An 11,337-nucleotide genomic window follows, 5' to 3' on the forward strand; every position below is an offset into this window, starting at 1 on the left:
TCGGTGGATATAAATCATTGAAACGGATTGATATCCAAAAACCATTGTGCGTCATTTGACAAAACTAACCAACAGAATAACTATCATTAATGAAAATCAATCCATTTAGAATATCAATACTTGCTTTATTTATACTACTTGTATCTTGTAATGCTAAAGTTAAAGAGGATTATGGCCTTGAAAGTCGATTAAATGAATTGATTGAAAACTTCGATGGCAATGCTCATTTATACGCTGAAAATCTCAAAACTGGACAAGTAATAGATATTGAAGCAAGTAGTGTTCATAATGCAGCAAGTGAAGCAAAACTTTACATCTTACTTACGTATGCCGAACAAGTTATTAATGGCACTTTAGACCCAACGAGCCTAATAACACTATCAGAAAAAGACAAAGTTTATGGTTCAGGTGTGTTGCGTTTTGAAATAGCTGGAAATCAAGTTTCACTATCATTTGTTGCATACCTGATGATGTCTATTTCCGATAATGTTGCAACCAATATATTATTAAGAGAAGTCGGAGGAATAGAAGCGGTTGACAAATTTTTGAAAAAAGTTGGCATTAATGATGCCGAAGTGAAAGGAGAGGTTTTTAAAGGAGAATGGATTTCAACTTCGGCAAAGTCATTAGCAAATGCAGCTCAGATTTTAGCTCGACCAGAAAAATATGGCTATTCGAAAAAAGCAGCTGATTTATGCAAAAGCATTATGCTAAAACATTATGAGGATAATGGATTGGCTCGTCACTTGCCTTGGAGTCCATTTGTTGAAGAAGTGACAACTATGCAAGCATTCGAAAAATACAAACCAATTTATGCAGGAATTGAGTTATATGGTAAAGCGGGATATACACCTGGTTATCGAGGAGATGTCGCTTATATCAAAACATCCAAAAATGAATATGTTATTGGACTAAAATGTACCGATGTGGATGATTCAAAACCGCTTAATTCGACGAATGCAGGATTTGAATTTTCAGCAGAAATTGGTAAACTTTTTTATGAATATTGGGGCAAGGACGGAATAGACACAAGAGAATAAAAACGAACGCACAACAATGGCTATAAGTAATTGCTTGTCCTCGCCTACTTCTGAAAATCCTCGAGGATTTTCAGTTTCGTGCGTACTTGCAAAGTTAAGTACTAAACCACGCAACTACTCATAGCCGAGACCGATAAGCGTAACTCTTAGAATTCTACTTTATAAATTCCTCTTTTTTACTGCCTTCGTAAATTACATATTTAACCAAACGCTTTGAGTTTTTTACGGTGCTGTCATTTCGGCACTAGGAGAAATCTCATAAAGTCACTCGAAAAAAGATAATGAGATTCCTCACAAGCGTTCGGAATGACAACATAATAGATAAAAATTATTATTTACATTAAACAGATTGCCACAGTCGTTCCTCCCTCGCAATGACAGCTACTTCATATACTTCCCTTTTTTACTGCCTTCGTACATCACATATTTAACCAAACGCGCTTCGAGCTTGGCGTTGTATAAATGTATTTTCCGCGAAGGTCGCAAGCCCACATGTTTAAGGGCATCGAGGTTTGAGGTAATAAACCAAGCATCGGTGCCGGGGTAGTTTTGTTTTAGGGTATCGCCAATGTTGGCGTAAAAAGATTCCATATCCAAGTTTAAACGCTCGCCATAGGGTGGGTTAAATACCATGTGCAGTTTTTGGTCGCCACCTTTTTGGGTTTTAAAGAAGTCTTCGTGCTTAACTTCAATAAAATCCTCCAATTGGGCATTTTTTACGTTTTCCTTGGCTTTGGCTACGGCACTTGGTGCTTTATCGTAACCTATAATTTTATGGTGGAAATCGCGGGTTTTACCCAATAAGGATTCTTCAATTTTTTCAAACAATTCAACATCCCAATCTTGCCAACGCTCAAAGGCAAATTCTTTGCGCATGAGGTTTGGTGGTATGTTGCAGGCTATCATCGCCGCTTCAATAAGCATGGTGCCCGAACCGCACATGGGATCCATAAAATCGGACTGTCCGTCCCAACCGGACAACATGATTAATCCGGCTGCCAACACCTCGTTTATGGGCGCAATATTGGTGGCGGTTTTATAGCCACGTTTGTGCAGCGATTCGCCCGAAGAATCCAACGAAATGGTACATTGGCGCCTATCGATATGCACGTTTATTTTTAGGTCGGGGAACTTTAAATCGACGTTTGGCCGCTGTCCGTCGGTATCCCTAAACTTATCGACAATCGCATCTTTTGTTTTTTGCGCGATGTAAAGCGAATGCGAAAACAAATCGGAATGTATGGTAGCATCAACCGCCAATGTGCCTGTTGGCTTAAGGTATGGCGACCAATCCATGGCGTAGATTTTATCGTATAAATCTTTTTCGCTATTTACGGTAAACGAATGGATGGGTTTTAAAATTTTAACGGCCGTACGTAATGCTAAATTTGCTTTGTACATAAAGCCTTTATCGCCTGAAAAAGCGACGTTCCGCACGCCTTTTTTTACGTGTTGCGCACCGAGTTGCGTGAGTTCGTTTGCCAGTAATTCTTCAAAACCAAATAAGGTTTTGGCCACCATGTTAAAATTTTCTTCCATTTTTTACGTCGAATAGATTGCAAAAATAACGTAATTTTGCACAAATTAACTAGCAATTGCAGATAATGGGTTAAGGATTGATGCGGCATCCTTTTTAATGCGGACTTGTAATGATTTTGTTGCGGACAGAAATTTGGCAGATTGCCATGTCCTTCGTTTTCGCAATGGTGCATTAAAAAGATATAGCGGAAAGCCTGACCGCGCCTTAGCGCGGTAACCCCATAAAAATAATATGAACAACAATACTACAAAATGGTTTAAATCGTGGTTTGACACGCCTTTTTACCACATTTTATATAAAGATAGAGACGATACCGAGGCGCGTGCATTTATGGATACGCTTACCAATTATTTGAATATTCCCGAGCATGGTACCATTTTGGATTTGGCTTGCGGCAAAGGCCGTCATGCCCGATATTTAAACAAAATGGGATACGATGTTACGGGTGTTGATTTGAGCGCAAACAGCATTGATTTTGCCAAAAAATTTGAAAACAACAGCCTCCGTTTTGAGGTGCACAACATGTGCCAACCTTACCACAAACAGTTTGACGCGGTTTTTAATTTGTTTACCAGTTTTGGGTATTTTGAAAAAGATGAGGACAACCTGAGCACGATTAAGGCCATTAAAGCCAATTTGAACGACTTTGGTTTTGGCGTGATTGATTTTATGAACAGCGAATTTGTTATTGATAATTTAGTGCCCGAAGAGGTGAAAACGGTTGATGGCATTACCTTTAATTTAAAGCGTTATGTGGATAAGGGTTACATTATAAAAGATATTTTGTTTACGGCCGATGGCGAAGACTACAAATTCCAAGAGCGCGTTAAGGCCTTTACTTTAGCCGATTTTGAAACCATGTTTGAAGCTGCCGATGTGCATTTATTGGATGTTTTTGGCGATTATAAATTGCATAAATTTAATGCCAAAACATCGGAACGCTTAGTCATGATTTTTAAATAGGTCGATAATCGACATTTAATTAGTATCACTGTTGCGCGTAATTATTGATTGATTTTATCACATTGAATATTATTTTTTGAATGAATAAATTTTTATTTCCTGTATTAGCTGTTGTTTTGGGCGTACTCATAGCAAGTTTGAGCAAGTATAAAAAAACATGGAACACCAAGCTCCTACTCTCTTTTAGTGGCGCTTTTTTATTGGCAATAACCCTTTTTGAACTGCTCCCGGAAGTTTACCACCATTTAAGCGGCAAGCTTACCGGATTGTACATTATGTGCGGAATCGTGCTGCAAATTGTTTTGGAGCTCTTCTCGAAAGGTGCCGAACACGGGCATGTGCACATCCATAAAGACGAAACCGATTTTCCGTGGTTATTGTTTATCAGTTTATGTATTCATAGTTTTTTGGAAGGTTTTCCAATTCACGATCACAACGATATGCTTTATGGCGTTTTGGTGCACAAAATCCCCATTGCTGCTTTAATAAGTATGTTTTTGTTTCAGTCTAATTTTAGCAAATTGCAAATCACGGCGTTTTTAGTGGTTTTTGCGATTATGACCCCGTTGGGGACGTATATTTCGAGTACTTGGGAAGCCATTACAGATTACGCGCACATTATCAATGCCATGGTAATTGGTATATTTTTTCATATTTCAACCACTATTTTGTTTGAAAGTGGCGAAGGCCATAAGTTTAATTTATCGAAATTTATTGCCATTATTTTGGGTATAGCTGTGGCTTATTTGATTTAATTTGTCATTCCTGCGAAGGCAGGAATCTCATCAATTGAAACTAAATTATGATAAAGTGGATTCCTGCCTTCGCAGGAATGACAGAAAAACAGATTCCCTTCTAAAAGGGAATAGAAAAAAATAATATTTTCAATGTTTTCAAAAGAAGAATCGCGATTATTACGACAAGAATTCTGGACGAGTTTTGGAAAATCGTTTCCACGGAAATGGATTTTATACAACACCAAACTGAAAGGGGTCTCGTTTAAATTTCATTTTGACACCAAGTCCGCTTTGGTGGCTTTGGATGTTGAAGACGATTTGGAATACCGTATTAAATACTGGGAAAAACTATTGGCTTTAAAATCGATTTTGTTGGATGAATATTTGCCGGATGCTATTTTTGATGAAGAATACTATTTAGAAAACCATAAAGAAATCTCAAGAATTTATGTGCCCTTAAATCAAAAAGTATCGATTCATAATAAAAACTCATGGCGCGATGTGATGGAATTCTTCAATGAAAAAATGACTTTGTTTGAAGCTTTTTTTGAGGAATACAAGGAGGTAATTGATCATTAATCGACATTGCGAACATAGTGAAGCAATCTGTTTAAATACAGTTCTAATTTTCAATTTAAAAGATTACCAATCCGCTCCGCTCTTCGTATTGACGGTTACAATTTAAACCCTTTTCTCCATAATAAAATCGTCCATTACAAAGCCGTTGCCAATATCGGTTACAAAGGTGCTTACTTTTTTAAATCCCAATTTTTCATAAGCTTTAATGGAGTTTGTATTGTTAATATTTACCCCAAGTCTAATGGCTTTTAAATGATATGCCTTGGCTTTTTCTTCAGCTTTTAACATGGCCGCTTTTCCTATTTTTTTTCGTCTATGGGAACGCAATACATAAATCTTGCTTAAAAACAAATGCTCCTTTTCCTTTTTAATGGCTAGGTAACCCGCTGGTTTTTCATCAAAATGCATGATAAAATATTCAAAGCCTTCGTTTACAATTTGATTTTTTATGGCTTTGGCCGATTGAAACTTTTCGAGCATATAATCAATCTGCGGTTTACCAACAATGGGAATGTAGTGTTCGCGCCAAATGGTATCGGCTAAGTTTTCCAATAAAATATAATCGGATGTTTGGTTGGCTTCAGTAATGTGTATCATATTACATCGTAAAAATCGTTATTCAAATAAAATAATAATTAATGAATAAAAGCAGATTCTTGAAAAATCTAAATTGTAGTTCATCGAAAAATACAGCTATTCATCTGATTTTTAGTTATATTTGATAGCTTAGTTGCCAAATCCAGTTTCCTTTTTTATTAAGCAACGCTATAAATTGCCTTATGAAAAAACTAATACTCGCCTTATTTTTAAGCTTTCCTATTTGCATGTTTTCGCAGGAATACAGAGATTATTTGGGTGCCGGACACAGCAATGGCATTACGGTAACTTCCAGCAATCAGCAAAACAGAACAAGTTGGAACGAGACCGCCAGCGCAGAAAACACTATTAATGGTACGGGGCTGGATGCGCGTTTATTGGAAACGTCGCGGTTTTTAGCGCAGGCCACTTTTGGCACAGACTTAAACTACATAAAAACCGTTGCAGAAAACTCTTTTGAAGATTGGATTGATGCACAATTCGATTTTAACTCGCCATCCACGGGCGAACTTACCCAAACCATTTACGATGAGGCCCTTTCAATTTTTGTGGCCAATGGCGGTAATGAAGAGGATTATTTTGGTCCGTATTGGTTGCATTTTCAATACGCTTGGTGGCAAAGCAATATAGGTAATGAGGATTTACTTCGCCAAAAAGTTGCGCTGGCCTTAAGCGAAATTATGGTGATTTCAAGAAACTCAAGTCTTGGTGATTATGGGGTTGGTTTAGGCGATTTTTACGATGTTTTAAAAGATAATGCCTTCGGGAATTTTAGAGACCTTTTAAAAGATATGACTTTGCACCCCATGATGGGCATTTACTTAAGCCATTATAACAACCCCAGAAGTTTCCCCGACCAAAACATACATCCAGACGAAAATTTTGCCAGGGAAGTTATGCAATTATTTTCCATTGGTTTGTACGAGCTCAACCAAGACGGAAGCTATGTTTTGGATGGCGAAGGCAACAGGGTGCCCACTTACGATAACGACGATATAAAAGAATTTGCCAAAGTATTTACCGGTCTTGGCGCCGCAGCGGTTAACGAAAACCCTTGGGGCGTTGTACCACGATTTGGGGTGAATCAATACTTAGCGAAAAAAGATGTCCCCATGGTGATGTATGATGAATGGCATCAGCCCGGAGAAAAAAAATTATTGAATGGCTATGTTATCCCAAACGGGCAATCGGGAATGCAAGATGTGGAAGATGCAATAGACAATCTGTTCAACCATCAAAACACCGCGCCGTTTATAGCTATACGCCTCATTCAGCAAATGGTAAAATCCAATCCATCGCCTGCTTATATATCCCGAGTTAGTGCGGCCTTTAACAATACCAAAGGCGTTAGAGGCGATATGAAAGCTGTAATAAAAGCCATTTTATTGGATGAAGAAGCCAGAAGTTGCAGTTGGATAGACAATCCGTCAAGCGGGAAATTAATTGAACCCATGGTGCGGTATTTTAACATCACCAGACAAATTGATTTGGATAATAAAAGCGGATTAAATTGGAATGTGGGTTATAATTTTTATCAAGCCACTGGTCAATCCCCTTTAGCGGCACCGCACGTATTTAATTTTTATTTGCCGGAATATGTGCCCAATGCCAAATTTACGACTGCAAATCTTGTTGGCCCAGAATTTGAAATCCACAATTCCGCAACAAGTATTTCTTATATAAATGAAGTTGATTTATGGACGTATCCGCAGTATTATTCCGTTTTAAACACTTGGGATTTAGATATTGAAGACACACCGTTAGATTTTGAAGCGCTTAAATATTTTGCAAAAGACAGCGAGGTTTTGGTTAGTCAATTGGATTAATTATTCACACATGGGCAATTATCCGATGAAACCAAACGCGTTATAACTGAAGCTGTTGATGGCATTACAGATTTGGGTGGCGATTTTGATTATACTTTTTATAGAGTAAAAATGGCCCTCTATCTTATATTGATAAGTCCAGACTATGCGATTCTTAAATAAAACCAATGAGCAAAGAAAAACATAATATATCCAGACGAAAATTCCTTGGCGATTCCTGTGCTGCACTTGGTTACACCACGCTGTTTTCATCTTTAATCAACCTTAAGGCCATGGCTGCCTCGGCTATGGATAATTCGTCACTAATCACTAATTTGGGCGGTGATTACAAAGCTTTGGTGTGTTTAATGCTTGGTGGCGGTAACGATTCTTTTAACATGCTGATGCCAAAAGGCACTAATGAATATAACGAATATGCCACCACACGCTCCAATTTGGCCATTCCGCAAAACGATATTTTACAGATAAACCCCAATACTTCTGACGGAAGGGTTTTTGGAGTGCATCCATCAATGCCCGATATGCAACAATTATTTGAAAGCGGAAATTTGGCTTTTCTTTCCAATGTGGGCACGCTTATAGAGCCTTCAACCAAAACCGATATACAAAACAATGGGGTTAAAACACCGCTTGGTTTATTTTCGCACGCCGACCAAATACAGCAATGGCAAACGGGAAGACCACACGAAAGAACCAATATTGGTTGGGGCGGAAAAATAGCAGACTTGGTACAGTCCATGAATTCCAACCAGAATATCTCCATGAATATTTCGTTAAGGGGAAGTAACATTTTTCAGCGCGGAGACCAAATTATCCCATACGCTATTGGCAATCAAGGTAGCGTTGGCATTAATGGTTATGGTGGCACCAACCTGTTTAACAGCCTGCGTACCGAAGCTTTAAACTCGATGTTGGAAAGGGATTATCAAGATATTTTCAAGAATACCTATAAAAACACCATCAAATCTTCAAACGAAGCGAATTTGGAATTTCAATCGGCCATTGATGGCGTTTTGGATTTTAGTACGCCGCTTCCGGAATACAATAATTTGGCAAAACAATTAAGAATGGTTGCAAAAACCATTGCGTCCAGAGATACTTTAGGGTTTTCCAGACAAACATTTTTTGTGCAACTTGGTGGTTGGGATCATCACGATGAACTCCTCATAAATCAAGCTGGTAAATTGGCGCAGGTGAATGAGGCCTTAAAATATTTTAACGATTTAATGACCGAGTTAAACACGAACGATTGCGTTACAACATTTAGCGTTTCGGATTTTGCACGAACCCTAACATCAAACGGAAATGGCACCGACCACGCTTGGGGTGGCAATGCTTTTATGATGGGTGGCGCCGTAAACGGAAAAGAGCTATACGGCGAATATCCGGTTTTGGCTTTGAATAGCGATGTCGATTTTCAAGATGGCGTGATGATTCCAACAACGGCAGCCGATTTATATATGGCAGAATTGGCACTTTGGTTTGGTGTGCCCGCATCTGAATTAAGTATCATTCTCCCGAACATTTCAAATTTTTACGACACAAATTCCGGTGTTCCGCCAATAGGTTTTATGAATATGACATGATGAAAAAAAGCCATTTATACATATTGATTCTTTCGTTTTTGAGCACTCCATTTATTAGCGCCCAATGTTACCCAGATCGCCATAGTACCAATTGGTTTGATGGCTGGGTATCTTGCGAAAAATCTCCAAACCCCATTGCATCTTACGGCGAAACCCATTGGATTATGTACGATTTGGGATATAACTATGTGTTGAACGAAACAAAACTTTGGAATGCCAACGAACCCAAAAACCTGAATTACGGCATCAATGAATTTATTGTCGATTATTCTTTAGATGGTGTTACGTGGACCAACTTAGGAGCGTTCAACTTAGAGCAAGCTTCGGGAATATCGACTTACGAAGGCGCCGAAGGACCCGATTTTAACGCCACTAAAGCACGCTTTGTTTTAATTACGCCAACCTCAAATTTTGGTGGCGACTGTTACGGCTTTAGCGAGTTGAAAATGTCGATAACCGATCCGTTTTTAGTGGTTGAAGAAGCCGATGTTTTTAACGCGATGGCATATCCAAATCCGTTTATAAATAACGTGACTTTAAGAATGGTTTCCTTAGATGAAAACGCGCCGGTAAAATATGCTCTATACGATATTTTAGGAAGAACCATTATCAGCAATACGTTTAACATGTCCGAAGGCAACGATACTTACGAGCTGCCGTTGCACGGGAATACACTTTCAATAGGAATCTATATTTTGAAAATCACGCAAAACGAAAAAGAGCGTTCATTTAAATTGATTAAGAAGGAATATTAGGTAATTGATTCTTAAGCTATCAATTAATAACTTATAAATTCCATTCTTTATAAAAATGGACATTATAATAGATGTTTTATCTTTCTTTCATAAGAATTCCAAGCCTTATATCACATAAAAGAAAATCATAAAAAAATGACAAATGGCCCCAGCCAGAACATACAAATGCCAAATAACATGATTGAACGGTATCTTTTGAATGGCATAAAAAACAATGCCCACCGTATACGATAAACCGCCGGCAAAAAGAAACAAAATGCCATCGGTACCCATAGCTTTGGATAGATTGGTAAAGTCAAAAACAATAAGCCAACCCATTACCAAATACAAAAGTGTGGAAAACACCTCAAAACGCCCTGTAAAAAACAGTTTTAAAATCACCCCAAAAGCGGCAATAATCCAAACTGCCCAAAATAGTGGCCAGCCCAAACTTCCTTCAAGGGCTATTAAACACACCGGTGTGTAGGTTCCGGCTATTAAAATGTAAATACTTATGTGGTCTACAATCCTAAAATAATGCTTGCGCTTCTCCCCTTTTACCGCATGATAAAAGGTTGAGGCCATAAACAACACGATAATGGAAATGCCGTAGACAATAACGCTAAATAAGCTCCAATTTGTTTTTTCGGTATTAAAAACAATAAGCAACACCAATGCCGCAATACCAAATAAAGCACCAATACCGTGCGTGATGCTGTTTAAATTTTCCTCAAAGGGGCTTTGTGTACGCATAAATTATTGGTTGTTTGTAGTTGGTTTTAGCCATTTATTGGTCAAATCGAAAAAATCGTATTTGGTGGCCGATTTTTGCCGCTCTAAACGACCGCTTTGAAAATTGCGTTGTAAAATATCTTCAATTAAATAATCTTCCTTTACGTTAAGCGGATCGAACTCCCGCTTTAAGGAAATATCGAACATACTCGCCGTGGTGTTGTACCAAAAGGCGCGCCAACCGTTGCGCAATTCCTTAACCAAATTAAAGGCCGTTTCACCGGTTTGCCTGTGAATCAATTTTACCAAAATCTGGCCTTCGGTACGCGTTAATTTTTTTAATTCATCCGAAAACTCGCCCTCAATATATTTTTGAACACGCTTTGCATATTTTCTTTTATGGCGTTTCTTTTCAATACTTGCCAATCGTTTATTCATGGAATCCAAACGTTCGGCGGCCATTTTTGCATACGGATACACTTTTATGGTTTTCCGGCGTAAAATCAAATAGCGTATACGATCTTCTTTACCATCAAATTTAAGCTCGTGCAACAGCATCACCTCGTCTAAGTCAATCGCTGTCCGCGGTATGGAATCGCCCTCAATAATAATGTACTTTACGTCCGTAGAATCTGGCTCGATATCACCGATTTGAGCCATGGCCAATAACGGAAAAAGTACGCATATGTATTTTAAAAAATTCATCTGTAAAACATGGGACATTTATTATGCCAAAAATACTGAATTTCTTAAAACTAGACACCTAAGTTATAAAATATGAAAACATTGGGTTTTGTGCGAAAAAAAATATGAATTCCTTTACAGAAATCAAAGATTTGCTATCTTAGTGCAGACATAATAGATATATAGTTAATATTAATTATATATGATTGTTGTGAAGCAATAGTTGAGCTTCACCTTTAAACTTACAATTCGATTGTTTTTACGCTAAAAATACGGACAACCGGCGTTTGTTAAATCAAAGTGGATTATAGATAATTCG

Annotated in this window: 11 protein-coding genes; 7 read left to right on the forward strand and 4 right to left on the reverse strand. The window is 38.0% G+C overall.

Translation table 11 applies throughout. The features are described 5' to 3' along the window. Positions 1-89: 89 nt before the first annotated feature. On the forward strand, positions 90-1,040 hold the full coding sequence (locus tag ACN5J7_RS14840) for a serine hydrolase (protein WP_418604508.1): 951 nt from the start codon (positions 90-92) through the stop codon (positions 1,038-1,040). A 381-nt stretch (positions 1,041-1,421) separates the two neighbouring features. On the opposite strand, the gene ACN5J7_RS14845 is transcribed toward ACN5J7_RS14840, so the two are convergent. Beyond that, positions 1,422-2,579 carry a THUMP domain-containing class I SAM-dependent RNA methyltransferase gene (locus ACN5J7_RS14845; RefSeq protein ID WP_418604509.1) on the reverse strand — a complete coding sequence of 386 codons (1,158 nt, stop codon included), beginning with the start codon at positions 2,577-2,579 and terminating at the stop codon, positions 1,422-1,424. A 232-nt stretch (positions 2,580-2,811) separates the two neighbouring features. On the opposite strand from ACN5J7_RS14845, the gene ACN5J7_RS14850 reads away from it, so the two are divergent. From ACN5J7_RS14850 to ACN5J7_RS14860, 3 genes are all read left to right on the forward strand, one after another. Continuing rightward, on the forward strand, positions 2,812-3,543 hold the full coding sequence (locus ACN5J7_RS14850) for a class I SAM-dependent methyltransferase (protein ID WP_418604510.1): 732 nt from the start codon (positions 2,812-2,814) through the stop codon (positions 3,541-3,543). 80 nt (positions 3,544-3,623) lie between these two features. Then, the gene (locus ACN5J7_RS14855; protein WP_311938767.1) at positions 3,624-4,298 is read left to right on the forward strand and encodes a ZIP family metal transporter; all 675 of its coding nucleotides are present in this window, start codon (positions 3,624-3,626) and stop codon (positions 4,296-4,298) included. 132 nt (positions 4,299-4,430) lie between these two features. Next, on the forward strand, positions 4,431-4,859 hold the full coding sequence (locus tag ACN5J7_RS14860) for a DUF4268 domain-containing protein (protein ID WP_311938769.1): 429 nt from the start codon (positions 4,431-4,433) through the stop codon (positions 4,857-4,859). A 102-nt stretch (positions 4,860-4,961) separates the two neighbouring features. On the opposite strand, the gene ACN5J7_RS14865 is transcribed toward ACN5J7_RS14860, so the two are convergent. Continuing rightward, positions 4,962-5,456 (reverse strand): GNAT family N-acetyltransferase, encoded by a 495-nt coding sequence (locus tag ACN5J7_RS14865; protein ID WP_418604511.1) that lies wholly within the window; start codon positions 5,454-5,456, stop codon positions 4,962-4,964. A 182-nt stretch (positions 5,457-5,638) separates the two neighbouring features. Between ACN5J7_RS14865 and ACN5J7_RS14870 the strand changes: the two genes are divergently transcribed. The 3 genes from ACN5J7_RS14870 (at position 5,639) to ACN5J7_RS14880 (ending at position 9,623) form a co-directional block, all read left to right on the forward strand. After that, a complete protein-coding gene (locus ACN5J7_RS14870) occupies positions 5,639-7,282 on the forward strand; it encodes a DUF1800 domain-containing protein (protein WP_418604512.1) in 1,644 nt (547 codons plus the stop codon). A gap of 167 nt (positions 7,283-7,449) precedes the next feature. Next, on the forward strand, positions 7,450-8,868 hold the full coding sequence (locus ACN5J7_RS14875) for a DUF1501 domain-containing protein (RefSeq protein WP_418604513.1): 1,419 nt from the start codon (positions 7,450-7,452) through the stop codon (positions 8,866-8,868). After that, entirely contained in the window at positions 8,865-9,623 is a 759-nt protein-coding gene (locus ACN5J7_RS14880) for a T9SS type A sorting domain-containing protein (protein ID WP_418604514.1), read from the forward strand. The genes ACN5J7_RS14875 and ACN5J7_RS14880 overlap by 4 nt, the downstream gene beginning before the upstream one ends. Before the next feature lie 105 nt (positions 9,624-9,728). Here the strand turns inward: ACN5J7_RS14880 and trhA are convergent, their stop codons facing one another. Together trhA and ACN5J7_RS14890 are read right to left on the reverse strand one after the other, a co-directional pair. Then, a complete protein-coding gene (gene trhA / locus ACN5J7_RS14885; RefSeq protein ID WP_418604515.1) occupies positions 9,729-10,355 on the reverse strand; it encodes a PAQR family membrane homeostasis protein TrhA in 627 nt (208 codons plus the stop codon). A 3-nt stretch (positions 10,356-10,358) separates the two neighbouring features. Continuing rightward, positions 10,359-11,039, reverse strand: a complete 681-nt coding sequence (locus ACN5J7_RS14890) for a DUF4294 domain-containing protein (protein ID WP_418604516.1) — start codon at positions 11,037-11,039, stop codon at positions 10,359-10,361. Between the last annotated feature and the right edge of the window lie 298 nt (positions 11,040-11,337).

The sequence above is a fragment of the Hwangdonia sp. genome (assembly GCF_048381975.1).
Taxonomy (GTDB): domain Bacteria; phylum Bacteroidota; class Bacteroidia; order Flavobacteriales; family Flavobacteriaceae; genus Hwangdonia; species Hwangdonia seohaensis.

Bases quoted from the DNA above. Each gene is read 5' to 3' on its own strand.
- ACN5J7_RS14840 (WP_418604508.1), top strand. From the start codon at position 90: ATGAAAATCAATCCATTTAGAATATCAATACTTGCTTTATTTATACTA.
- ACN5J7_RS14845 (WP_418604509.1), bottom strand. From the start codon at position 2,579: ATGGAAGAAAATTTTAACATGGTGGCCAAAACCTTATTTGGTTTTGAA.
- ACN5J7_RS14850 (WP_418604510.1), top strand. From the start codon at position 2,812: ATGAACAACAATACTACAAAATGGTTTAAATCGTGGTTTGACACGCCT.
- ACN5J7_RS14855 (WP_311938767.1), top strand. From the start codon at position 3,624: ATGAATAAATTTTTATTTCCTGTATTAGCTGTTGTTTTGGGCGTACTC.
- ACN5J7_RS14860 (WP_311938769.1), top strand. From the start codon at position 4,431: ATGTTTTCAAAAGAAGAATCGCGATTATTACGACAAGAATTCTGGACG.
- ACN5J7_RS14865 (WP_418604511.1), bottom strand. From the start codon at position 5,456: ATGATACACATTACTGAAGCCAACCAAACATCCGATTATATTTTATTG.
- ACN5J7_RS14870 (WP_418604512.1), top strand. From the start codon at position 5,639: ATGAAAAAACTAATACTCGCCTTATTTTTAAGCTTTCCTATTTGCATG.
- ACN5J7_RS14875 (WP_418604513.1), top strand. From the start codon at position 7,450: ATGAGCAAAGAAAAACATAATATATCCAGACGAAAATTCCTTGGCGAT.
- ACN5J7_RS14880 (WP_418604514.1), top strand. From the start codon at position 8,865: ATGATGAAAAAAAGCCATTTATACATATTGATTCTTTCGTTTTTGAGC.
- trhA (WP_418604515.1), bottom strand. From the start codon at position 10,355: ATGCGTACACAAAGCCCCTTTGAGGAAAATTTAAACAGCATCACGCAC.
- ACN5J7_RS14890 (WP_418604516.1), bottom strand. From the start codon at position 11,039: ATGAATTTTTTAAAATACATATGCGTACTTTTTCCGTTATTGGCCATG.